This window comes from Methylohalobius crimeensis 10Ki, assembly GCF_000421465.1.
Classification (GTDB): domain Bacteria; phylum Pseudomonadota; class Gammaproteobacteria; order Methylococcales; family Methylothermaceae; genus Methylohalobius; species Methylohalobius crimeensis.
Genome location: NZ_ATXB01000002.1, coordinates 273382 through 295578 on the forward strand (window position 1 = coordinate 273382; position 22197 = coordinate 295578).

32 protein-coding genes and 1 pseudogene are annotated in these 22197 nt (G+C 58.4%); 25 read left to right on the forward strand and 8 right to left on the reverse strand.

Going from position 1 to position 22197, the window contains the following annotated elements; all coding sequences use genetic code 11:
• Positions 1 to 5: 5 nt before the first annotated feature.
• The 11 genes from H035_RS20070 to H035_RS0114970 all read left to right on the forward strand — a co-directional run bounded on the left by H035_RS20070 (position 6) and on the right by H035_RS0114970 (position 7409).
• Positions 6 to 836, forward strand: a complete 831-nt coding sequence (locus tag H035_RS20070) for a PFL_4669 family integrating conjugative element protein (RefSeq protein WP_022949765.1) — start codon at positions 6 to 8, stop codon at positions 834 to 836.
• A complete protein-coding gene (locus H035_RS0114925; RefSeq protein ID WP_026596666.1) occupies positions 812 to 1156 on the forward strand; it encodes a hypothetical protein in 345 nt (114 codons plus the stop codon). Before H035_RS20070 ends, H035_RS0114925 begins: the two co-directional genes overlap by 25 nt.
• 12 nt (positions 1157 to 1168) lie before the next feature.
• The gene (locus H035_RS20075) at positions 1169 to 1933 is read left to right on the forward strand and encodes a TIGR03759 family integrating conjugative element protein (RefSeq protein WP_022949767.1); all 765 of its coding nucleotides are present in this window, start codon (positions 1169 to 1171) and stop codon (positions 1931 to 1933) included.
• Between the two features lie 10 nt (positions 1934 to 1943).
• Complete coding sequence (locus tag H035_RS22040; RefSeq protein ID WP_022949768.1) at positions 1944 to 2441, forward strand: hypothetical protein; 498 nt, start codon at positions 1944 to 1946, stop codon at positions 2439 to 2441.
• Positions 2416 to 2991, forward strand: a complete 576-nt coding sequence (locus H035_RS22045; protein WP_026596667.1) for a lytic transglycosylase domain-containing protein — start codon at positions 2416 to 2418, stop codon at positions 2989 to 2991. The genes H035_RS22040 and H035_RS22045 overlap by 26 nt, the downstream gene beginning before the upstream one ends.
• Positions 2981 to 3484 carry an integrating conjugative element protein gene (locus H035_RS0114945; RefSeq protein ID WP_022949770.1) on the forward strand — a complete coding sequence of 168 codons (504 nt, stop codon included), beginning with the start codon at positions 2981 to 2983 and terminating at the stop codon, positions 3482 to 3484. The genes H035_RS22045 and H035_RS0114945 overlap by 11 nt, the downstream gene beginning before the upstream one ends.
• Positions 3481 to 5532 carry a type IV conjugative transfer system coupling protein TraD gene (gene traD / locus H035_RS0114950; protein WP_022949771.1) on the forward strand — a complete coding sequence of 684 codons (2052 nt, stop codon included), beginning with the start codon at positions 3481 to 3483 and terminating at the stop codon, positions 5530 to 5532. The genes H035_RS0114945 and traD overlap by 4 nt, the downstream gene beginning before the upstream one ends.
• Positions 5529 to 6257, forward strand: coding sequence for a TIGR03747 family integrating conjugative element membrane protein (locus H035_RS0114955; protein WP_022949772.1), 729 nt, complete (start codon positions 5529 to 5531; stop codon positions 6255 to 6257). Before traD ends, H035_RS0114955 begins: the two co-directional genes overlap by 4 nt.
• A gap of 63 nt (positions 6258 to 6320) precedes the next feature.
• Positions 6321 to 6599: a type II toxin-antitoxin system RelE/ParE family toxin gene (locus H035_RS0114960; protein ID WP_022949773.1), complete on the forward strand. Its 279-nt coding sequence runs from the start codon at positions 6321 to 6323 to the stop codon at positions 6597 to 6599.
• 10 nt (positions 6600 to 6609) lie between these two features.
• Complete coding sequence (locus H035_RS0114965; protein WP_022949774.1) at positions 6610 to 6897, forward strand: HigA family addiction module antitoxin; 288 nt, start codon at positions 6610 to 6612, stop codon at positions 6895 to 6897.
• A gap of 74 nt (positions 6898 to 6971) precedes the next feature.
• On the forward strand, positions 6972 to 7409 hold the full coding sequence (locus H035_RS0114970; protein ID WP_022949775.1) for a winged helix-turn-helix transcriptional regulator: 438 nt from the start codon (positions 6972 to 6974) through the stop codon (positions 7407 to 7409).
• Positions 7410 to 8122: 713 nt separating this feature from the next.
• Here the strand turns inward: H035_RS0114970 and H035_RS22050 are convergent.
• A complete protein-coding gene (locus H035_RS22050; RefSeq protein WP_161624035.1) occupies positions 8123 to 8305 on the reverse strand; it encodes a hypothetical protein in 183 nt (60 codons plus the stop codon).
• 85 nt (positions 8306 to 8390) lie between these two features.
• Between H035_RS22050 and H035_RS20980 the strand changes: the two genes are divergently transcribed.
• The 3 genes and pseudogenes from H035_RS20980 (at position 8391) to H035_RS0114985 (ending at position 9544) form a co-directional block, all read left to right on the forward strand.
• Complete coding sequence (locus tag H035_RS20980; RefSeq protein WP_084684981.1) at positions 8391 to 9020, forward strand: transposase; 630 nt, start codon at positions 8391 to 8393, stop codon at positions 9018 to 9020.
• Between the two features lie 49 nt (positions 9021 to 9069).
• A pseudogene (locus tag H035_RS21530) lies at positions 9070 to 9231 on the forward strand (type II toxin-antitoxin system RelE/ParE family toxin); the annotation flags it as partial.
• Positions 9224 to 9544, forward strand: a complete 321-nt coding sequence (locus H035_RS0114985) for an addiction module antidote protein (protein ID WP_022949776.1) — start codon at positions 9224 to 9226, stop codon at positions 9542 to 9544. The pseudogene H035_RS21530 and the gene H035_RS0114985, both read left to right, overlap by 8 nt.
• A 20-nt stretch (positions 9545 to 9564) precedes the next feature.
• Here H035_RS0114985 and H035_RS0114990 read toward each other — a convergent pair whose 3' ends face one another.
• The 5 genes from H035_RS0114990 to H035_RS0115010 all read right to left on the reverse strand — a co-directional run bounded on the left by H035_RS0114990 (position 9565) and on the right by H035_RS0115010 (position 11852).
• Entirely contained in the window at positions 9565 to 9879 is a 315-nt protein-coding gene (locus tag H035_RS0114990) for an addiction module antidote protein (RefSeq protein ID WP_022949777.1), read from the reverse strand.
• Entirely contained in the window at positions 9872 to 10225 is a 354-nt protein-coding gene (locus tag H035_RS0114995) for a type II toxin-antitoxin system RelE/ParE family toxin (protein WP_022949778.1), read from the reverse strand. Before H035_RS0114995 ends, H035_RS0114990 begins: the two co-directional genes overlap by 8 nt.
• Before the next feature lie 63 nt (positions 10226 to 10288).
• The gene (locus H035_RS20085; RefSeq protein WP_022949779.1) at positions 10289 to 10648 is read right to left on the reverse strand and encodes a hypothetical protein; all 360 of its coding nucleotides are present in this window, start codon (positions 10646 to 10648) and stop codon (positions 10289 to 10291) included.
• Complete coding sequence (locus H035_RS0115005) at positions 10645 to 11595, reverse strand: integrase domain-containing protein (RefSeq protein ID WP_022949780.1); 951 nt, start codon at positions 11593 to 11595, stop codon at positions 10645 to 10647. Before H035_RS0115005 ends, H035_RS20085 begins: the two co-directional genes overlap by 4 nt.
• A gap of 2 nt (positions 11596 to 11597) precedes the next feature.
• Positions 11598 to 11852 carry a RepB family protein gene (locus tag H035_RS0115010; protein WP_026596672.1) on the reverse strand — a complete coding sequence of 85 codons (255 nt, stop codon included), beginning with the start codon at positions 11850 to 11852 and terminating at the stop codon, positions 11598 to 11600.
• Positions 11853 to 13367: 1515 nt separating this feature from the next.
• On the opposite strand from H035_RS0115010, the gene H035_RS0115015 reads away from it, so the two are divergent.
• The 3 genes from H035_RS0115015 (at position 13368) to H035_RS0115025 (ending at position 16830) form a co-directional block, all read left to right on the forward strand.
• Positions 13368 to 14348 carry a ParM/StbA family protein gene (locus H035_RS0115015; RefSeq protein WP_022949784.1) on the forward strand — a complete coding sequence of 327 codons (981 nt, stop codon included), beginning with the start codon at positions 13368 to 13370 and terminating at the stop codon, positions 14346 to 14348.
• A complete protein-coding gene (locus tag H035_RS0115020) occupies positions 14348 to 14614 on the forward strand; it encodes a hypothetical protein (RefSeq protein ID WP_022949785.1) in 267 nt (88 codons plus the stop codon). The genes H035_RS0115015 and H035_RS0115020 overlap by 1 nt, the downstream gene beginning before the upstream one ends.
• 305 nt (positions 14615 to 14919) lie before the next feature.
• Positions 14920 to 16830 carry an RNA-binding domain-containing protein gene (locus H035_RS0115025; RefSeq protein ID WP_022949786.1) on the forward strand — a complete coding sequence of 637 codons (1911 nt, stop codon included), beginning with the start codon at positions 14920 to 14922 and terminating at the stop codon, positions 16828 to 16830.
• Here H035_RS0115025 and H035_RS22795 read toward each other — a convergent pair.
• Together H035_RS22795 and H035_RS0115030 are read right to left on the reverse strand one after the other, a co-directional pair.
• Positions 16804 to 16995: a type II toxin-antitoxin system PemK/MazF family toxin gene (locus H035_RS22795; RefSeq protein ID WP_407635341.1), complete on the reverse strand. Its 192-nt coding sequence runs from the start codon at positions 16993 to 16995 to the stop codon at positions 16804 to 16806. The two genes, H035_RS0115025 and H035_RS22795, sit on opposite strands and share 27 nt — an antisense overlap.
• Positions 16992 to 17222, reverse strand: coding sequence for an addiction module antitoxin (locus tag H035_RS0115030; protein WP_022949787.1), 231 nt, complete (start codon positions 17220 to 17222; stop codon positions 16992 to 16994). The genes H035_RS22795 and H035_RS0115030 overlap by 4 nt, the downstream gene beginning before the upstream one ends.
• Positions 17223 to 17268: 46 nt before the next feature.
• Between H035_RS0115030 and H035_RS0115035 the strand changes: the two genes are divergently transcribed.
• From H035_RS0115035 to H035_RS0115060, 8 genes are all read left to right on the forward strand, one after another.
• Complete coding sequence (locus H035_RS0115035) at positions 17269 to 17721, forward strand: helix-turn-helix domain-containing protein (protein WP_022949788.1); 453 nt, start codon at positions 17269 to 17271, stop codon at positions 17719 to 17721.
• Between the two features lie 160 nt (positions 17722 to 17881).
• Entirely contained in the window at positions 17882 to 18439 is a 558-nt protein-coding gene (locus tag H035_RS0115040) for a hypothetical protein (RefSeq protein WP_026596674.1), read from the forward strand.
• 30 nt (positions 18440 to 18469) lie between these two features.
• Positions 18470 to 18982, forward strand: a complete 513-nt coding sequence (locus H035_RS22265; protein ID WP_200861594.1) for an ATP-binding protein — start codon at positions 18470 to 18472, stop codon at positions 18980 to 18982.
• A 56-nt stretch (positions 18983 to 19038) separates the two neighbouring features.
• Complete coding sequence (locus tag H035_RS22270; RefSeq protein WP_200861595.1) at positions 19039 to 19719, forward strand: ATP-binding protein; 681 nt, start codon at positions 19039 to 19041, stop codon at positions 19717 to 19719.
• 259 nt (positions 19720 to 19978) lie between these two features.
• On the forward strand, positions 19979 to 20206 hold the full coding sequence (locus tag H035_RS0115050; RefSeq protein WP_235044660.1) for a hypothetical protein: 228 nt from the start codon (positions 19979 to 19981) through the stop codon (positions 20204 to 20206).
• 164 nt (positions 20207 to 20370) lie between these two features.
• Entirely contained in the window at positions 20371 to 20886 is a 516-nt protein-coding gene (locus H035_RS22275) for a hypothetical protein (protein WP_022949790.1), read from the forward strand.
• Positions 20887 to 21174: 288 nt separating this feature from the next.
• Complete coding sequence (locus H035_RS21860) at positions 21175 to 21363, forward strand: helix-turn-helix domain-containing protein (protein WP_152486082.1); 189 nt, start codon at positions 21175 to 21177, stop codon at positions 21361 to 21363.
• A gap of 210 nt (positions 21364 to 21573) precedes the next feature.
• A complete protein-coding gene (locus H035_RS0115060; RefSeq protein WP_022949791.1) occupies positions 21574 to 22014 on the forward strand; it encodes a hypothetical protein in 441 nt (146 codons plus the stop codon).
• The last annotated feature ends 183 nt before the right edge of the window (positions 22015 to 22197 follow it).

A 22197-nucleotide genomic window follows, 5' to 3' on the forward strand; every position in this document is an offset into this window, starting at 1 on the left:
TTTTCATGACTGACGGCAAATCCGAAATGGATAGGTCGAACGAACGCCGCGGCCCCGCCCCGTTGCGTGGCGAGGCGGTGCTGTCGGTGCAGACCTGGCAAGCCCAGCGGCTGGTCAACGGCCGCAAAGGCCGGGACGGCAAGCCGGCCATCGTCGGCTTGACGGGCTTTGCCCATCGCACGCAACTGGTATGGCAAGCGGCCCAGGAAGACGATCCCTATGCCGATTGGTTCCTGATCCGCATCGAGGACGCCCTGGACGAGGCCAAGATGGAAGTGCGGCGACAAGAGGAAACGGTGCGCGAAGTGCTGACCGTCATGGATGGCATACGGCTCGAGGTGGCCGAATCCGTCCAGCCCGGGGAAGTGCCGCTTCGCTTCCCGAATCCCTACGGTTACATGGGCGCCTACCTGCTGGCCGATTTCGACCGGCTCACCCGCACCATTCTATCCGCCCGTCATTTCGCCCTCCTCGACCGAGATCGGATGGCCGCCATCCTGAACGGAACGGGACGGAGGATACGAAGCACGTTCATTTTGCCCATGGGTTGGCGGCACACCGGCGTCGTCCGCAAGGATCTGGCGCAGATGAATCAGCTCGCCGCACGCGCGATCGAGGCCATGGGTAAACCGCCGCAAGAGGTGATCGAACGGAAAAGGCGTGCAAGACATGCGCCGCCGATCCGGGAGGCGTCATGGACGGAAGCGGCGGAAAACGAGGATATGCGGGACGTTGAGGAGGCTAAAGACCCCGATCAAGCGGATGGGGAAATCGAGACCGAGGATTCGGAAGAACCGGAGAGAGGTGCGACATGGAAAGAAAAATTGTTCAAGTAAGCGCCCTGCTGGCGATGCTGGCCGGCTGCGGCGAGCCCGCGGACCGGGTGGAGGGCTACTACGTGAGTTACCACACCAGCGGTTTCACTGGTCCCGTCGAAATCTCGATGGAAGTCAAAGGCGATCAGGCCTTGATCATGGGATTGAAAGGCCCGGTGGTGGTCAATGTCGAGCGCAGCGGCGATCGGATACGCCTATACACCGACGATCCCTCGGAGAACATCACGCTCACCGTGGAGGATGAAGGCGAGATCCTGGCGTGCCGATTGTGTAAAGGCACGGGATTCCCTCCCGTCTGGGAGCGCCGGGAAAGAAAGTAAAGGGGGATTTTCATGTTCGCACGGAAAATCACGCCATTGCTGCTTGCCGCGAGCTTGAACGGTACGGTTTCCGCCGATGAAAGCGCCGATACCCGATTCACGGATATCCGGCAGGCACCCCTGCATCAATCCCGTGTCCGGACGGCGAAAACCGCCCAAGCCCCGACCCGGTTCAGTCGTGAGATGTGGAACCTGAGCGAAAAGGAATGGGCGCGCTATGAACACTTGATGCGGGGCATCCGCAGCGCCGTCAGCCCCGCCAATCTGTCCCCGGTCGAAGTGTTGGGTATTCATGCGGAAAGCGAGGCCGAACGGCGAAAATACGCCCGCATGTGGGCCAGGATGATGCGCGAGGACACCCGGCGGATACTGGCGTTCCAACGCGCCTACGACGAAGCCTGGCGGGAGATGAATCCGTCCGGCGAGATCGTCGACGTGGATCGTTTGCCGGGACGGGAGCAGGCATTGAAACGGGGCGACCGATTGCTGTTCTTCACCCGCCTGGAGTGCCCCGATTGCGATGCCGATCTACGCAGCCTGGAACTGCTGGCGCAAGGCATGGATCTCCAGCTCGACGTGTACTTCGTCGACCGCCCGGATGCCGCGCGAATCGGGACATGGGCGAAGCACGCCGGTCTGGACAGGGATCGTCTCGAGCGCGGCAAGACCACCCTCAACCGGGATCGCAAGCTGCTCGTGCGGCTGCTGGGTCCGGCGGCCACCGTGCCCCGGGCGCTGCGCATCCGTGAAGGACGAATCGACCAACTTGAATTGTGATGGGAGAAAAATGGAAACACAGCGTAAGTTGTTGGACGGAGAACCGATGCCGCTTACTTGCCCGGCCCCCGTCGTGGACGAATTGCGCCGGCGGAAGATCGGCCGGGCCAAGCTGCGGCGCCTGATCGACGATCTGTATGGCAAGGCCATGGGATATGCCTATCCCTGGGGACAGGTGGTCGAACGGCGGATCTACAATCTGGTCGTCTGGGAAACGGTGTTCGACGGTCCGCTCGGGAAATTGCACCGAATCGGTGTGGGGTTGCCCGAGATTCAGCGCGTCGCGGAGGAGTTGCTGCTGCGCGATCCCTGCTTCACACCCGACCGCTGGAGACCATCCGACATGGTGGGCGAGTTCGCCGTCCTGCCGGGGGGGCTGCATTCGGTATTCACGGTGGCGAGCCACTTTACCGTCGAACCGGAGGGCCGGGCCTGGCTGCATCGTGCCCTCGAACCGGACAACGTCGTGGACCGCATCGCCCGTGAAGTGGCTAGTCGCTATTATTGAATCCACCCTGGCGATCCTGCTTGCGGCCGCCCCGGCGGTCGGCGGAGCGTCGGACACGATGAAAGTACCGCCCGCCTACCGGACGGTGGGCGAGGCCATGCGGGTACCGCCGGCCCTGCTGTACGCCGTCGCCCTGACGGAGAGCAACCTGGAACTGCCGGGCGGGCGGATGCGCCCCTGGCCCTGGACGCTGAACGTGGCCGGACGTGGCGAGCGATATGGCACCCGGAGTGCCGCCGTCCGGGCGCTGATGAACCATCTCGGCACCGGGAAACGGCGGGTGGACGTGGGGTTGATGCAAGTCAACTGGGGGTGGCACGCCAAACTGCTGAAGAATCCGTGGCGGGCGCTCGATCCCTGGTTCAATCTGGCGGCGGGCGCCAAGGTCCTCAAACGCGAATACGCTCGAACCAGCGACTGGATGGAAGCGGTGGGCCGCTATCACGCCGGTTCGCCCGATACGCCCGCGCGAAAGCGCCGGGCAAATCGTTACCGGCGGCGGGTGGCCGCCTGGCTGGAGCGGCTGAGCGACCCAACCGATGCGAATTGATCTCCGACTTTTCACCGTACCGCTGTTGGCATGCTTGAGCGGGACACCAACCGTGGCGGACGAGCCGGTCGTACTGCTCGATGAAGGCGGGGAACCGCCGCCGTATTCGATTCCCTCCATGGCTTCGTTGCCAAGCCCTGCGCGTCCGCCGGACCCGGCAGCCCTTTTATTCCCGGTGCATACCGCGCGCATGACGCCGGGACCGGTTAGGCGGCGGCGGGTCCGATTGCCGGACGGATGGCGGGGGTGTCCGCTGTTCGTCGTGGGGGACGACCCGCGCTCCTTGCGGTGGTTGAAGCGGCATTACCGGCGTCTGGCCGAGTTAGGCGCCAGCGGGCTGGTGACCGAGGTCGAAAGCATGGGCCGTTTCCTCGCGCTGGCCCGGGCCTTTCCGGCGCTGCGGTTGACACCCGCGCCGGCCGATACGATCGCGGAGGCCTACGGCATCCGGCATTATCCGGTGTTGATTTCCGGAAGGTTTGTCGAGCAATGAGCGACCGGCCCATCGAAGCGCTGTTGCGGCCGCCCGTCGAATTCTGGTCGGCGGTGACGGCGGCCTGCTGTGCCATGGCCGCCGTGCTGTCGCCCCCGCTCCTGCTCATGACGCCACCCATCGCTTATGGTACCGCCGCGGGGCTGGCCTGGCTCGCGGTTTGGCGATTCCGCCAGGGCATGCAAGTGATCCGCTATCAAAAGGCATTGGTGCGCCTGCCCCGCTATCGCCTGGCCGCGGACAAGATTCCCACCGGACGCCACCATCTTTTTCTGGGCCGCGGGTTCCGCTGGACCCAGAAGCACACCCAACGGCTCAGGAACACCCAGACCGATGAGGGACGGCGGTATGTCGAGCCAAGTGCGCTACATGAACAAGTGCGGGCATGGGAAATCGAATGGGAGAACCATGCTTTGCTGTGCCCCCTGGCACGGCTGACGGCGGCCGACGTGCCTCTCAATCCGCTACGCCCGCTGCCGCCCGTCGGCGGCAAGCCGGAGCTGCACGGCGTCGGGGCGTTGGAGGAAAGGGATATGTGGATGGATCTGCGCGACCGCGAGGGCAACATGCTGGTGCTGGGGGCCACCGGCGTGGGCAAAACCCGGCTCGCCGAAATTTTGATCACCCAGGACATTCGCCGCGGCGATACGGTCATCGTGTTCGATCCCAAGGGCGACGCGGACCTCATGCGGCGCATCGTCGCCGAGGCGAAACGGTCCGGCCGCGAGGATCAGTTATATTTGTTCCACCTGGGCTATCCGGAAATCTCCGCCCGCTACAATCCCATCGGGGAATACGATCGGGTCACCGAGGTGGCCACGCGGATCGCCAACCAGTTGCCCGGCGAGGGCAATTCGGCGGCGTTCCGCGAATTCGGGTGGCTGTTCGTCAACAACGTGGCCCGAGCGCTTCAGGCCCTCGGCAGGCGCCCGGACTATCCCACGGTATTCAAGTACATCGTCGACATCGAGCCGCTGTTTCAGGAGTACTGCGCGCATTGGCTGGACGATCGCCGTCCCGGCTGGGAGGCGGAAATCCGGGAACTGGAGGACACGCTCAACGAGCGCACCCTGCCGCCGAACATGCGCGGCCGCGGGCGCCGAACCGCCGCCTTGGTCCAATACCTGAAGGAGCGGCGGCTGCTCGATCCCGTCTTGGCCGGATTGACGGCCGCCGTCGAGCACGACAAGACCCATTACGACAAATTGGTGGTGTCGCTGCGCCCACTGCTGGAAAAGCTCATCACCGGCAAGACCGCCGATCTGCTCGCCCCGGACTACGACGACCTCGACGATGACCGCCCCATCTTCGATTGGATGCAGGTGATCCGGCGGAAAGGCATTGTCTACGTGGGACTGGACGCCATGGCCGACATGGCGGTGGCGCAGGCGGTCGGCAATTCCATGTTCTCCGACCTGACCTCGCTCGCCGCCCGGATCTATAAGCACGGGGTGGATCAGGGCTTGCCGGGCGCTCGCCGCCGGAAGGCGAACGTTTCCCTGCACGCCGACGAATTCAACGAGATCATCGGCCCCGAATTCATTCCGCTCGTCAACAAAGCCCGGGGAGCGGGGTTCCAGGTGACCGCCTACACCCAGACCTGGTCCGACATCGAGGCGCGGATGGGGACGGCCGCCCGGGCCGGTCAGGTGGAGGGCAACTTCAATTCGCTCGTCATGCTGCGCCCCCGGCAATTGACCACCGCGGAATTGTTGACCAGCCGCCTGGAAACGGTGGACGTGAAGACCAAGATGCTGGTCTCGGGCGTGCACGATTCGTCCGATCCGGTCTCCGACGTTCATTTCACCTCCAATAACCAGGACCGCATCTCCAACGAGAAGGTACCGTTGGTTCATCCCGCCGACGTGATGGCCCTGCCCCGGGGACAGGCCTTCGCCCTCATGGAGGGCGGACGGCTTTGGAAGCTCCGCCTGCCGCTGCCCGGTGCGGCCGACGATCCGGCCATGCCGCGTGACCTGGACGAGGTGCTGACGTCCATGCGCACCCGCTACGCCACCGGCGATTTGTGGTGGCGGGGAGCGGAATGATGGCGCAGGTCCGCGAACGCTCCGACCATCCGCAGCCGGCGCAACGGGGGATCGTCCTGAGATCCCTTGGGGGGATTTTCCGGCTGGCCGGCTGGCTGCTGCTGGCCCTGGTGTTCTCGATCCTCACCGAGTGGGTCGGGTTGACGTTCTTCTGGCAGGATCAGGGCGTCGCACACTGCCACCGGATGCTCGAGCACGAAGTGAGTTATCTCCAGAGCGGATACCGGCCGCACCCATTGGTGCACGATCCCGCCCGGTTCGCCGCCGGCTGGGCGGAATCCGCAAGGCGCTTGTTCGACAAGACCGGTCTGCCGGATTGGGCGGATCGAGTCGCCGATTCGGGAGGTGGCAGACTGGGTGCTTGGACCGGACGGCTCTACCGCCTCGTCGAGCCTTATCTATGGTCGGCCTGGTACATTGTGCAGGTGTTCGCGGTCCGCCTGGCGGTGCTCACCCTCGCCCTCCCCGCGTTCGCCCTGGCCGGGATGGCGGCGGTTTCCGACGGTTTGGTCCAGAGGGATCTGAGAAAATACGGGGGCGGACGGGAATCGGCCTTCGTCTATCATCACGCCAAACGCCTGATCGGCCCCTCGTTGATCCTGCCCTGGATTGTCTATTTGGCTTTGCCGGTGTCGGTCCATCCAAACTTCGTGGTATTGCCGTTCGCGGCCCTGTTCGGGATTTCCGTGGCGGTGGCCGCGTCGATGTTCAAGAAGTATTTGTGATTTAGCTATTGACCTCATCTAACAAGCTTGCGTCGCGTAACGTTACGCGATATATTCTCGCTCATGATCATCGACTTCCGGCACAAGGGTCTAGAAACGTTTTATCGAACCGGATCAACGCGGGGCATTCAAGCCGCTCATGCCAAAAAGCTGGGTATGATTCTCGCCATGCTTGATGCAGCGAAAGAACCGCAAGACCTAAACCAATCAGGTTTGCGCTTGCATTCGCTCAAGGGTGCACTGAAAGGATACTGGTCGGTGAGTGTAAGCGGTAATTGGCGGGTGACATTCCGCTTCGCCGGAACCGATGTCGAGATGATCGATTATCAGGATTACCACTGAAGGTAGAATTATGATCCATAACCATCCCCATCCGGGCGAAATTCTCAAAGAAACGGTGCTCGATCCGTTGGAATTGTCCATTACGGAGGCAGCCGAACGTTTAGCCATGTCGCGGGTTGCGCTTTCCCGGGTGCTCAATGGCAAAGCAGGGATCAGTCCGGATTTGGCCATCCGTTTGGAGAAGGCTGGCGTCAGCACGGCACGTTTTTGGATCAACCTTCAGGCGAATTATGACCTTTGGTGCGCCATGCAACACGAACAACCTCCGATTCGAACGCTGGATGAGCACGCAGTTTAATCTAACGGATTCATTCGCAAAGCCATGTGAATTCAACTCGGCATTGACCCCAACGATTTATAAGAAAATTCAATATGCGGTACGTCTATTCGCTCACTTTGGAACGCGACGAGGATGGGGGATACATCGCCAGAACGCGGGATGTACCCGAAGCCAACACCAATGGTGACTCCGAAAAAGAAGCATTGCAGGAGATGAGCGAAGCGTTGGGTGCGGCCCTCGCGGGATACGCATTGGAGGGGCGAGTCATACCACCGCCGTCCGATGCTTTACCGGGAGAATATCCGGTCCCGGTGGCTCCATTGGTTGCGGTCAAACTGGCACTTCGATCGGCTATGCACGACGAACATATCACCAACGTGGAATTGGCCCGGCGTTTAGGTGTGTCCGAGGGAGCGGTGCGACGTTTGCTGGACTTGGATCACGCATTCCGCCTGGACGTTGTGGTGACCGCCCTGGCCGCCATCGGCCGCGGGCTCATCATAGAGGATCAAGAACAGTTCGCCGCTTGATTCCTAATGGCATGGATATTCAAAGGTCATAAGATTTATATGCTTGCCAAATATGTAGTTTTTACACTACATTTTCAGCATGATTGAAATTGAGCAATCATCGACATTTCGAAAATGGGTAACCCGTCTGAAGGACCGCCGCGCACGTATCATCATAGCTTCGCGCATCAACCGATTGGCCGAAGGTTTACCGGGTGATATCAAGCCGGTAGGCGAAGGGGCATATGCGCCAACTTAAGCGCACAAGTGGTTGAAATTTGGAGGAAGTGACGGCAAGTTACAGGCTTTTTTCAACCGCCAAGTCGAAGGAGCCTGCCATGTCGCCACTTCCGAACAGTGTTGATATCTCATTTGGGCGTTTTCTGCAAGAACTGCCTTCAGGCTATGAGGAGATGGCCTATGAATTTCGCGCTTTTGCCCGGGGGCGCAAGATCCGCACCCCATCGGAATTGCTGCAGGTGGTGCTGCTCTATTGTGGTTTGGATTTGAGTCTGAGGGGGACGGCGGGACACCTGACGATGGGCCATGCCCGGATGACCGACACGGCGATCCATCGACGCTTGAAGGCCTGCGGTCCGTGGCTGAAGGCGATGGTTCAGCATTTGTATGGCGGGCGATCGGCGTCATTGGTTCCGGGCCACTTGCGCTTTGTGGCCATCGATGGGAGTACGGTCCAAGCCCCCGGAGCGGAAGGGATCAGTTACCGACTGCACCTAGCGATGGACCTGGTGGAGATGACCTTGGTGCATGCGGAGGTCAGCGATGCCCATTGCGGGGAAGGGCTTCCACATTTTCCCCTGCAGGCGGGCGATGTGGCGGTGCTGGATCGCGGCTACAATCAACCCGCCTCGCTGATTGCGGCGGCCGAGGCGGGGATCGGTTGGGTGGTGCGCCATAATCCTCACGGCATGAACCTTTATGACGACCGGATGCGGAAAGTGGACCTCCATGGCTGGTTGAAACGTCGACAAACGCCCGCCCATCGCTTGGTCCGCGTGGCCGACCGAGCCCGAGGTCACTACACGGGGGCGGTGCTCCACGCCATTCCCTTGCCCCCCGCCGAAGCGGCCAAGGCCCGCCAGAAACTTCGTCGTCAGGCAAAAAAAAGGCTATACCCCGTCTCGGCGGGCGTTCCATCTGGCCGGCTGGGTTCTGATCGTCACCACCGTGCCAGTTGCCGTACTGGATACCGAAACCGTGGGCGAACTCTACCGGGTGCGCTGGCAAGTCGAACTGACTATCAAACGCCTCAAAAGCCTGCTCGATCTGGACAAGCTGCGCGCGCAGGCAGGGGGTGCCCTGGCGGAAGTCTACCTCTATGGCAAACTGCTCTATACCTGGGTGTTGGAAAAGATCGCCGCCCGACGATTTGGCCCGCACTGGACCCGGCTCGACCAACCACGAGCGGGGACGTGGTGGCGACTGTGGGCGATGCTCAAGCAAGCCTTGGCGATCGCCATTCAAGCGGTGGATCGTTGGCGGACGGAAAACTTCGAGGCTTGCCGGCAAGTCATGAGGGAACGTTCCCGTCGGAGAAAACTGCAAACACTGCCCGATCCGGTGATCCAGCTATTGGAATGGTGTAGAGAAAAAGGTTTAAGCAATACCTGATCTATCAACAACTTGCAGCTTAAGTTGGCGCTTATGAGGCGAAGGGGTCAGTGAGTTGCGCATTCATTACGGCCCCGGTTATCGAGTCTATTTCCAGCAACACGGTAATACCCTGATCCTCTTATTGTGTGGTGGAGATAAGCAGTCGCAAAGCCGGGATATCGCCGCCGCAAAGAAAATCGCCAAAGAATGGAGTGCTCGAAATGGCTGAAAAATTTACTAAATTCGATCCGGCCGCCATGTTGGAAACCGACGAGGACATCGCCATTTTCATGGCCGATGCTTTGGAAACCGGAAATGCATCCTATATTGCAAAAGCGCTTGGTGTCGTGGCTCGTGCCAAAGGTATGACAGAAATAGCGAGAAAAACCGGCCTATCCCGGGAGCAGCTCTATCGTTCCTTCAGCGAGGAAGGCAATCCCACCTTGAAAACCACCATTGCCGTGATGCGGGCGCTTGGCGTGGATTTGTCGGCCAAAGTCCATGAAAGTGAAAAAGAAGCCGAAACCAACGATACGGTTTGATATTATTCGCAAAGCCGCTATTATTTGCACGTTTGCATCGGATCGAGTTTTTCCGGAGCGAGACGGTAGCCTAAAGAATGCATGATTGCATTGATGTTCTCCAAACGCGGATTTCCTTTTTCGGATAGCGCTTTTTGCAAGCCTTGGCGGGTCATGCCTGCTTCTTCTGCCATCCCTGAAATGCCTTTTGCCCGGCTGATGATCCGCAAAGCGGACAGCAAGACCCCAATGTTCTGATCTTTGGCGTATTCCTCAAATGTAATTTTGAGGAATGCATCAATTTCTTCGGGGTGGTCGCGGTAGTAATCCGCTGCGGCGTCGCTGAATTTACGCATGATTTTTGTACACTTTCCAATAACTCTTGGCTATTTCAATATCCTGTGACTGGCTGCTTTTATCTCCGCCACACAGGAGAACCACAATGTTGTCCTTATCCTCCCCGAAATAAATGCGGTATCCGGAGCCGAAAAACAGGCGCAATTCGAAACCCCCTTCACCGAGTGCTTTCCAATCACCGCAATTTCCCTGCTCCAACCTGAGTAACCGCAATTCAATCCGTTTTCGGGTCTGTTTGTCTTTTAGACCGTACAACCAGTCCATAAATGGTTCATTTCCCTGGTCATCGGCATAGATGATGATCTCTTTCGGGGCGGCCGCTTGTGCCATATTTTCAACCTCCATGTTTTACAAATTTCCTTCCTTACAAAGATATCAGTGCAAACTATAGTTTGCAACTATTTTGATTTAATCGGACGAAGCCCGATACGCCATTTTCGGGGAACGGCCGATCCTCGAAACGCTTTTCCCGCCGTCGGGGCGGGTCCAAGACCCCCGAAGGTGCGGTTCCCAATCGGGCCATTCCCCCAGGGCCGCCGCGCAGGCTCGGGCGGTGCGCCAATAATGATAACGGGTGCCGGGGGCCAGATCCGCCAAACCATGCTCGAGCGCCCATCGCAAATGCTTGGCCCGCCATTGCCGGGGGTGCGTTACGCCGTAACGCGACTCGATGAGGGTTCTCAATTGCTCGCCCCGGCGGATATGCCGCTCGACCCCGCCCCGGCTTCCCGGCTGGGCGCGTTCCAGTAGTCTCCTTATATGACTCATCTCGACGACCCCAAATAGGCGACGGTCACGTCGGTTCGGCCGTGACCCAATTCGTGTGCTATAACTTGTCGGGCCTGGCGGTCGGCATCCTTGCCGGCAGTCCTCCGGCCTGCCACCACCGGCGCCTCACGGCCTGTCATCTGTTTGTAGCGCTCGCAGGCGTAGCCCGCCCGGGCGTCGTGATAACCGCGCAGGCCGAATTCGTGTAGGCGGTCGCGGCCCTCGCGCAACTCCCCGTGGAGCCAAATGGCATAGTTCTCACCGGGAGCGATGAGGTTGCGCCTTTCGGATCCCGGCGGGCGCACCTTCAGGGCGAACGCCAGGGCCTTGCGTCCTTCTTCGGTTACCGGCACCCAACGGGGGGCACCGCGGCCGCCCTTGGTCCCTTCCTGAACGTTGATTTTGCCGTATCGTTCGGCCTCCTTGGCCCACCGGGTGAGATCCGCCAAGGTGGCTTCCTTGCTCCGGACCCCAAACTCGCGGGCGAGCGCCAAGGCCGCCGCGGCACGATCCAGCCCCGCCTCGCGCAGCGAATCGCGGGCTTGTCCGTAGGTGTGGCGGTCCAGGGAGACCGGCGCTTCCTGGCGCACCTGGGAGCGCGCGGCGCCGGCAAGCGCCCTCGGACTGACGCACTCCCAACGGCCCTCGCGCGCATGCCGCATGACGACGTTGACGGTACTGATCCGGTTCTGAACGGTCGGGGCGGCCAGATCCTGCGTCCGAAGATAAGCGGCGTAGCGCTCGACCAGATCCCGGTCCACCTTGCGCATGTCGCGAATGCCCTGGGTCTTCAGCCAATTGTCGAACAGGCGCCAGCGCTCGGCGTGGGACTGGACGGACCCGAAATGGCCACCGCCGAACCGGTCAATCAGAACCTGGCGGCCGGCCCAGGCCACCCGCTTTCCCCAACCGTGATTGCGCCTTTCGATCCCTCCAAATTTTCCCATCTTTATCGATCGTTGCTGCGTAACAGGTAATAATCCTCCAGTTCCGGTTCCGGCAGCGCATCCGAAACCCGCTCGTCCTCGGCCTCGATCACCCTTTCGAGCATGGCCCGTTTCGTTACGCCGTAATGCTTGGCCAGGCGGTTCAATGCGTGCCAGGCCGATTCGCCGACGAACAGATTGATCCGGCGCTCACCGCCCCTGCCCGCGACCCGCTTATCCCGGTACCGCCGCTGCCGTTCAGCGTCGCTCAATGCCATGATCCTGTTCTCCATCGTTCGTTACTGCGTAACATAACTTAGCATCGTACTGCCGGAACGTGAAATCCCCAACGACCCCGCCTGGAACGGTGAATATTAATATAGAGTTTAAAGGCACTCTACCGAGCCTATGGGGACGATGCCGTCTCGCCGCATCGGGCGGTCCCTACGGTCCGGGACTCGGACAATGCCGATCGCCACTGACGCCTGGCGGAAGCGGATCCCTCCATTCCGGGATCTGGAAACATCAGCAATTTTTACAGCGTACCGCGATCTCAAATCCTCGAAAGGACGGCGGGGGATCGCTGCGGACCGGCCGTCCGCGGGTATCGCCGTTTCTCCGGCAGACAGATTGCCGGGTATTGGTATCGCGCGCGCTGAGCCATGCCTGCCGGAAGATGCCGCTTCCGGTGACCGTCCCTGGCCGCCTGGCCCGACCGGTGACGCCCCTACAGTCCGGAGCCGGACGTGTCGGTTGCGCGCGAAAAATGGCCGCCCTTTCTTCTGGAAAGGGGTTTTAGTGTGAGTTTTGACCCGACTTTTGAACCACGCCGATAGCACGGCCTTCCCCTCGATACCGCTTGGTACGGGGGTTGCCGGGTCGCCTGCGGCGCCCGTCTCTGTCGCGAGCGGAGCGAGCACAGAGACGGGCGCGTGCTGGTCGATTCGGTTCCCGCTCGGATGTTTCTCCGCAACATCCTCGCAGTGCCGATGGTCCGCCTGTTCCTTCGTAACAGGCTGTTGCGGCAGCGCCTTGCCCGCCGTTTCTCCGCAACGATCGGGCGGCGGCGGTTTGCCGTTGGTTGAGGTGGATTCCGCTCAAGCGTTCCTCCGTAACGCTCTCGCCGTGCCATTGGATCGGCCGTTGCTACGTAACGGCCTGAAGAGGAAACACCTTGTTCGCCATTTCGGCGTAAACGCGCCTTGTCTCGATTCCGGGAGGAAATCGAGGGATGGCCGGCTTCTTCCGCCGGCAATGCCCTGTCAAGGGGATGGCTAGGGCGGTGGGTTTCGGTCTTTTGACCGGTATGGCCAGTCGAGGCGGAGCCCCGGAAGGGCCTGTGTTGATAGATACCCGCGTTCGGAACCGAGGATCCGGCCGCAGGAAAGTGCGGGTTGCGCTGCGGCTATGGGTCCGCGAGGTTTAATGAGGCGCGGGCCTCATGGGGTTCCCGCTTTTTATAGAGGCGGGAGGCCTCCTGGGTTCCGACTTTGCCCAAGTCGGCAGGGTTACGCACCACAAATTATGTTTACCCAGGCTCGGGGTTGTCAACCTGGATCACCGAAAACCGCTTAAGACGTACTTTTATTGAATATTAGTTCAATACATATCGCCAGTAATATCAGAAAGGAACGAGTAATTCTATTTCTGAAAAATTAAAAAACATGTTAATTCAAGTAATATTCAATAATTGTGAGTTAAAATATCTTGTTGCAGTGATCATTAAGTTGATATCCGGGAAATATGTTTTATAATTCAACTTATATGCAACTAAAGTGCAGACAGGAGTATTTATGTTCGTTTTCGGTCTGGATATCGGTTATTCGAATCTGAAGCTGTGCTTCGGAGAGACAGGAGAAACCCCCAAAACCGCCATACATCCCGCAGGAGCGGCACCCGCCGAACGGCTCCCCGGCAATATCAGACCGGGTTCCGGAAACGAAGGGTTCAGGGTCCAGGTCAACGGCAAATCATGGGCAGCGGGCATACATCCCAGCCGTTTCGAGATATGGGAACGGTCGTTGCATCCGGACTACAGCCATACCGATTCCTACAAGGCGCTGTTTTACACGGCCCTGATCATGGGGGAACGGGACGAAATCGATCTGCTCGTCACTGGATTGCCGGTCACTCAGTTCGACGAAAAACGCGAATCACTGACCGGGGAAATGCAAGGAGAACACACCGTTGCCGGAAAACGCACGGTCAAAATCAAACGCGTGGAGATCGTCCCCCAACCCGTCGGCGGTTTCATGGACGCCTTGGCAAACGCCGACGCGGACACCACCGAAATGCTGGCCGAAGGCCGTGTCCTGGTGGTCGATCCCGGTCACTTCTCATTCGATTGGGTGCTGATCAACGGATCGGCTCTCCAAAAACAATCCAGTGGTTCCAGCACCGAGGCTATGTCCGCGGTCTTGGAGACAGCCGCGGCCGAAATCAGCGACGACTATGGCGGGCGGATCGAGCCAGACCGAATTGAACAGGCGTTGCAGCAAGGAAAGAATCACGTACTCCTGTTCGGGAAAAAAGTGGACTTTGCCCCCTATCTGGACCAGGCATCCCGGGAGGTATCCCTGGTCGCCATCGAAAAACTCAGAACGGCCATGCGCAAGGAAGTCGAATCCATCGACGCGGTGATCGTCCCCGGCGGTGGCGCCAAATGGTGGGTGCCGATCACCAAGGAGCTTTTCCCCGAATCCCGTGTGATATCACCGGACGAACCGATATTGGCCAACGCCAGGGGATTCTTCGAATTGGGAGCCTCCGGCTGATGTCGAAAAAACTTAGAATCACCCTGTTTATCGATGAGGATTCGATGCCGGAACTGTACCAGGAGTTGGTGAACATCCCGCCCAGGGCCCGGGCGGTACGCTGCCGGAATCTGGCGATGAGCGGGCTGCTGTTGGTCCGGGGGAACATTCCCCTGGTCAGGGAATCCCCTAAAATGGAATTGGAGGATGATATGGAAGAGGAACGATCGGCCAAGCGTGAAAAAATGCGAAAAACAGTTAAAAAACTGCTCTCTTCGACTGATTAGATTCGACTGCTATTGAAATCCATTCTGATGTCACAAATTCAGAAACAACGAAAAATTACGTATTGGAAAGATTGATGTCAGCGTGTAAACATGCTGAGCATACGGAGGACCCGAAAGCTAAAGCATGGTAAATGTATGGGCAAAGAAGGCAAGAATAGCTTATCCAATGCGCCGTAAAACCCCGGCTGCATGTTTGACCAAGAGATCTGTCACTGCTGTGCAGTGAAACACTGGGGCATTATTGGTACCCGCACGGGTGGATCGCCTGTTGTCATCAGTAAGATCCCCATTGAGAAAATGATTACATGACTGATAAGCAACCCATCAACCCTCTCGACATTCTTCTGCAACTCGACTGGGCAGAGGGCGACGACTTAGAGTTTAAATCCGCCAAAGGCGGACTGCCTAAAAGTCTGTGGGAGACATACAGTGCCATGGCTAATGCCCATGGCGGGGTAATTTTGCTTGGGGTGGAAGACGACGGCCGAGTCAGCGGCGTGCATGAGCCGCGCAAACTCAAAAAGTCTTTCTGGGATACGGTCAACAATCGAGGCAAGGTCAGCCTCAATCTGTGTACCGATACCGATCTCGCCGAGGTAACGCACCCGGGTGGCCTGATACTCGCCATTCGTATTCCACAGGCGACGCGTTACCAGCGCCCGATTTTCCTGGGTCAGAACCCACTAACCGGCACCTATCGACGCAATTACGAGGGCGACTACCGCTGTACCCCACAGGAAGTCGGCCGGATGCTATCCGACCAAGCCGAGGAGCCGGCAGACAGCCGGATACTGGAAGGCTTCGAGATGGAGGATCTCGATCTGCCCAGCCTACACCAGTACCGCCAGCGTCTCGCTTCCCATAAACCAACCCACCCTTGGCTGAGCGAGGACGATGTAAACTTGCTCGCAAAGCTCGGTGGTTGGCGGCGCGACCGCAAAACCGGCACAGAAGGGTTAACGGTGGCTGGCTTGCTGATGTTCGGCCGCGACGAGACCTTGCGTGAAGGCGTACCCGGTTACCATGTGGACTACCGTGAACGGCTGTCTGATGATCCCGCCGAGCGGTGGAGCGACCGACTCACTGTCGATGGCACTTGGCAGCCCAATCTATTCCAGTTCTACCTGCGAGTAGCACAGCGCCTGGTCGCTGACCTGAAACTCCCTTTCCAGCTTGATGCCGACCTCTTCCGCAAGGGGGAAACTGAAGTCCACGAGGCAATCCGCGAGGCCTTGGTAAACGCCCTGATTCACGCCGATTACAAAGGCCAAGGTGGTATCGTAGTAGAAAAATTCCGTGACGCCTTCGAGTTTTCAAACCCTGGGACCCTGCTTATCTCGTTTGATCAGCTGCTGCAAGGCAATGTCAGCGAATGTCGCAACAAGGCACTGCAAATCATGTTCATGCTAATAGGCGCAGCCGAAAAGGCTGGCTCCGGAGTGGACAAAATGCGTAAAGGTTGGGCCTCGCAGCATTGGCGATCGCCGATGGTCCGAGAGCAAGTACAGCCAGAGCGAGTGACTTGGCGATTGCCGATGGTCAGCCTGATCCCCGACGAATCTCTGACTCGGCTCGAAGGTGTTTTCGGCAGAAAATTCAACCAGTTCAGTCCAAACGAAGTCCAGGCGCTGGTGACCGCCGATGTCGAAGGGACTGTCGACAACTCGCGGATGCGCCAGATCTGCACCATCCACGCAGCGGACGTGACTCGTTTGCTCCAGGGATTGGTGGCCAAAGGCGCCCTGGTACAGGAGGGGCAAGGACGGTGGAGCCGCTACCGCCTGCCAGAACCCGTTCCCTCCGTACATAAGACTGGGAGCTCCGTACATAAGACTGGGAGCTCCGTACATAAGACTGGGAGCTCCGTACATAAGACTGGGAGCTCCGTACATAAGACTGCAGACTCCGTACATAGTGAAAAACTAAGACTGATCGCCCAGCCAGCAAGAGACCAGCAGCGTTTGCAACCTGATGCAATGGAAAGAATCATTCTCGAACTTTGCCGGGGACGATGGTTAACCCGAAATCAGCTTTCAGAGCTAGTGGATCGCCACGCCGATGGCCTACGTTCACGCTTTCTGACTCCCATGGTCGCACATGGACGCTTGCGGCTGCGATATCCTGATAAACCTAACCGTGCCGATCAGGCCTACACTTCCGATGAAGGGGTTAGAGAAAATGCCGTTTCATCAACCAAACAAGCCGGTCACCATTGAGTGTGACAAAAGCCTCGCTGGGATAACGTTTGCCGGTGAGGGGGACGAGACCTGTACCCGGTTAAGGTGGCGGTTGGCTGCATCGTTGCTGACAACGACAGCCGGCCGGGTCTTTCTGATCTCCCCGCCAAGGGAAGGATCGAAGCTCACCCACCAGACCCTCACCGCGCTTCACCGGCCACGTCCCCGATCACCCCCTCGGACCATTCCAGGGCTTCCTGCTCACGCTCCTCATCCTGAGCCATCTCCAGGTATGCGGTTTCCATGTCCTCCGGAAGCACAAACGGGCGGGCCAAATCCTCAATGAAGCGACTGATGTGGCCCCGACCGATCTTGCGGTGCAGCCCCTCATAGATGGCTTCGTCGATGTTAATGGTCAGTTTTTTGTTCATGGCCGTATTTACGTGTTTATAGAAAAAATTAAATGGAGCCTTACCGATGAGTGCCGCAGAACGCTTCGATAGATTGCCGGACAGTGAAACCGCCGATCTAGCCCGTGCCAGCGCGACAGAATTAAGCAAACTGCTGGCACATAAGCCGGAGGCCGATCGCGCCCGTGTGCAGCTCGACGATACCGAACTGATCCTGCCGCGCCACGCTTTGGCGTTGCTGCGTGATATTTTGACCGAAATGGCTCAAGGCAACGCCGTGACCATCGTCCCCACCCATGCCGAGCTGACCACCCAAGAAGCGGCCAATATTCTCAATGTCTCCCGGCCATACTTGATCCAGCTTCTGGAAAAGGGGGCCATCCCCTTCACCCGCACCGGCAGTCACCGGCGGATCCGCTACCAAGACCTGATGGAATACAAGGCCGCACGTGACCGCCAGAGCCAGGAAGCGTTGGAAGAATTGGCGAAGCAAGCTCAGGAATTGGATATGGGATACTGATGCCGTTTGTCGTCATCTACGATGCCTGTGTCCTCTATCCCGCTCACATGCGGGATTGTTTGCAGCCAAGTGGACGGTGCAAATTCATAATGAATGGATTCGAAACTTGGTCGCAAACCGTCCTGAACTGAAGCCACATGTTAAAAGAACACGTCGGCTAATGGATCAAGCGGTTGAGGATTGCCTGGTAACGGGACATGAGCAGCTAATCGATGGCCTTGAGCTACCCGATCCGGATGACCGCCACGTATTGGCAGCAGCAATTCGGGCCGGAGCGCAGCTCATTGTAACCCAACTAATGAGCGATGAGCTCAACAAGCTTGATTACGAATATGCCTCCCGTCATACAGAGGGCATAGGGCGCCTGGCGGAAGACAGTAACTGGCAGCAACTGGAACCGGAGCAGCGCCACCAATTGCTGTCCGAGCAGAAGCTGACCCAGGCTGACCGGCCGAAAGTTGCCGTGGAGTCCACCGACGAAGTGCTGAACACCCTGGACCACTGCTCACTAGCGATGTTTGCCGACCGCGTGGCAGCCATGCCCGCCCGATTTGATCATGTCGCCAGCGCGGCTGCCGAGCTGTGTGAACCGGAAATCCAGTTTGTATCGGTACCGCGCCGCACTCTAAAAACCGAGGCGAATATTGATGCCCGGGCCGAAGAAGTGAAGGACCAGTTCAAAACAGCGCTGGAAAAAGGCCCCATTTCTGTCAAATAAAGGCCCGTCAAAGAAAGGACTGCCAAAACCATGCGAACCCTCGCCAACATCGAGGCATTGCTGCCAGAGCTGGACCACTGCATAGCAGGCGACTTGGAAGACCAGGACCTCGACTTCAAACAGTGGGACCATACCAGCCACGACAAGGCAATCAGAACCGTCGTGCAGATGGGCGTCTGCATGGCCAACGGTGGTGGCGGCACGGTGGTGTTTGGCGTGGCGGATCGCATACAAGGGCGGAGCAAAGCCATCCTGGGCGTACCGCCGGAAATCGATGTCAACCTGCTTAAAAAAGCGGTGTACGACCAGACGGATCCCAAGATCATGCCGGTGTTCGAAGAGCTGGCGGTACCGGATGGCACCGGCCGCCTCCTGTTGATGCAAATCTATCCCGGCATGCCCCCCCTATACCGACACCGCAGGCCGGGGCACTATCCGCGTCAGCAAAGACTGTATACCCTTAACCGGCACCCTCCGACGCAAGATTGGCGTGGAAACCGGCGAAACCGACTACACCGCAGAGGCGGTCGCCCCTGTGGATAACGCCTTGTTGTCCGCCACCGCACTGGAAGCCCTGAGTAACCAGGCCCGCAAGGAGCGTGCGCCGGTCGACCTTGCTGCGGCTTTCGGATATCGAGCTCCTATCCACCCTGGAGCTGATCAAACAGGGCAAGCTCACCCGGGCGGCCATCATGTTGGCCGGCACCGAAGCCGCCATTCGGGAATACCTGCCCGGCCACAACTGGACCTTCCTGCAGATGACCTCCGATACCGACTACGGCATCCGAGAAGATCGGGTAAGCGCCCTACCGTTGTCCGTTCAGCGCATTGAAGAACTGTTGGTACCCTTCAACCCCATCACCACCTACAAACAGGGCATGTTCCACTACGAATACCGCACCTGGCCGGAAATCGCCGTGCGTGAGGCCCTGATGAGCGCTTTCTGTCATGCCGATCTGCGCATCGCCGGGCCGGTGATGGTCAAGCTGTATGCTGACCGGCTGGAAATCAGCAACAACGGCGGCTTTATCGCTGGTATTACACCCAACAACATCCTGCACCATCAACCCGCGGCCAGAAACCCCTTGCTGGTCGAGGCGCTTACCCGCCTGCGCCTGGTTAACCGCAGCAATCTGGGCATCAACCGCATGTTTGCTGCCTTGTTGATGGAAGGCAAAGAGCCGCCCCAGATCCGGGAAATCGGTGAATCGGTGCAGGTCAGCCAGGCAGGCCACGGCGCGGGTTCGCGCGATTACTGGAAGGCTGACAGTGATCAATAACCCCTCCAATACACTCCCTGCAATAGAACGTGCAATTCAGACTATAATTGCACAGGTAATTGCATCGAATGCTATTGAGCACCCGATGGTTGATCACTATTGGCTCAGGAATTGGCCCCGAGCCATTTTCCGGGCCAATAGCACAGAAGTTGAAGCAGCATGATCCCCTAATGTTGCAACATTTTTCCCTACCCAAGAAAGCAAACCGATGATCACCTGGCTCGATTACTATGTTCATGGGGCCGCCGGAAAGATGCGAATGCTTGGTACGGAAGCCGCTTCCGACCGCGAAGCGGCGTTCCTGATGGCGAGCGCCGCCACCGGATCGCTTCGGGTAGCCGTTGCGGAGAAGGAAAAAAAACGGTTGGACAGCGATACGTCGCCGTTTTCGCCGCACCGGACGAGGCCAGACAAAGGGCGGCGGAAACCGGCGACTTCTTCGCCCGCCTCTATTCTCACCGGGCGCTCAGGCCTTCCCATGAGCTGATCGATCTCTTCCGCGACGCGAAACCGCCCGAGACCCCGGACTGGAAACCACCTCTGCAAGAGGCCTCCTGGTATTTCGATATCCCGTACCGCTGCCTATTGGTGGGCGAGTATCAGGTAAGGGCCGTTTTTACCCAGCCGACGGCGGATGGAAATATCGCTGTCTTGTGCGTCCTGACGCCGCCGGGCGCGAATGGTATCGCCGCCCGGTTCGCCTGGCTATGGTCGGAGGAAGACGACAAGACGCGATTGCCTTACGGGTTGCGGGTGCCCGGAGTCGATCCCGTGTCGGTGCGGGACAACATCGAACGTTTGCTCCGACTTTTGGTGCTTTACCACAAGACGGCCGCCAACGAGCTTAGTGTTCCGCTTCCGCGTTTCGACGAAGCCAACGCGGCAGGGATGAAGCCCAAAAAGCGCAAGGCCAAACTCAAGACCGCCACCTTGTTTTCGATTCGGGAATTGCGGCCCCCGAACGACCGGCTGGGCCGAAGAGAAGCGCCCGAAGGTGGAGGCGGATGGCATCTAGAGCACCGGGTGGCGGTCAGAGGCCACTTCCGGTGGCAGCCTTGGGGACCGAAACAGGCCAAACGCAAGCTGATTTGGATCGAATCCCACGAACGTGGACCACAAGAATCCGAAACAAGACCTATATTGCACAAAGCCGGCAAGCCACGGTGACGAATCGGCGGGAACTGAAGCAACAAAGGACCGGATTGTCCCTTACCCTTGGCGAAGTCCAAAGGATCTCGCGTGTAACGACCGCTCGCCGCACAACATCTCGCATTCTGTCAACTCAGATCCAATCTGTTAGCCCAAAGCAGTAATGTCCCCTTTTGTTTGCGGGAGGGGCAATGACAAGGGAGACGATTACGATGAGTCAGCAAGAAGTGGATCGGCTACAGATCACTCAATCGGTGGTGGGTAAGCATTTGAAGCAGTGGGAGGCGGCTGATCGGTTGGGTGTGAGTGAGTGTTCGTCAGGTCAAACGGTTGGTGCGGCGCTATCGGGACGAGGGAGTGGCGGGGCTGGTGTCCGGTCACCGGGGTCGGCGTCCCAATAATGCGCTTGCCGAGTCGGTGCGGCGGGAGGTGGTGGGGCTGGTCCGGGACCCACTATGCCGACTTCGGTCCGACCCTGGCTTGCGAGAAGCTTGAGGGGGACCACGACTACCGGTTATCGGTGGAGACCCTGCGCCAGTGGATGATTGCTGAAGAGTTGTGGCAGCGCCGTGCAGCTGCATGTGATGTGGGATGTATAGCTTAAACTCGGGTGGATTTTGTCTTGACTATGGGGTAGATATTGAGTCAAATTCCTAAAAAAATGACTTTATCGCCACAGCCTGCTAAACAATGAGGATCACCGGTATGAAGCTAAGGTTCCTTACATATGCACTAGTTTTCGCAATTTCTAATTCTTGGGCTGCAGCTGTTTATAATTCTCAAACGGAAGAACTGACTCTCTCGACGGTATCTGTTGATGGGAAAAATTTTTTTGATGTTGTGCTGCACCTGTCGTTCGCAGATGGAACCTGGAATGTAGTCGAAGCGAGCACTTCCACGACCAACGTTAGTTCCATCTGTGCGCCCGAACACATAACTTTAGAAAAATATAATGATGTTCCGCTAGGGGTCACTTACGAACAAGCCATTGATATTATAGGTTGCAGCGGTGAGTTGATTGCGGAAGGCATTGATCCTGAAGATGGTAGCGCTTTTCGAAGCTATCACTTTGAATCCGGAGCCAGTAATTTCGATTTGTCGTTTAAAAACGACTCGCTCGTATCGAAAAGGCAAACTATTCAATAAATCTGAAGCTGTCAAATAAACCGTGTAACTGACATTCACATAGGCACCCGATCCCCAAATAGAATGACAACTGGTTGAGCGGGCAGCCATGGGGGCAGGGCTGATGCGGGTTCACGTGGATCGGCTCCCGTTGCCTCTTCGCCACATGGGCAGCTCATCCACAGAACCCGTAAGATTTTTCTG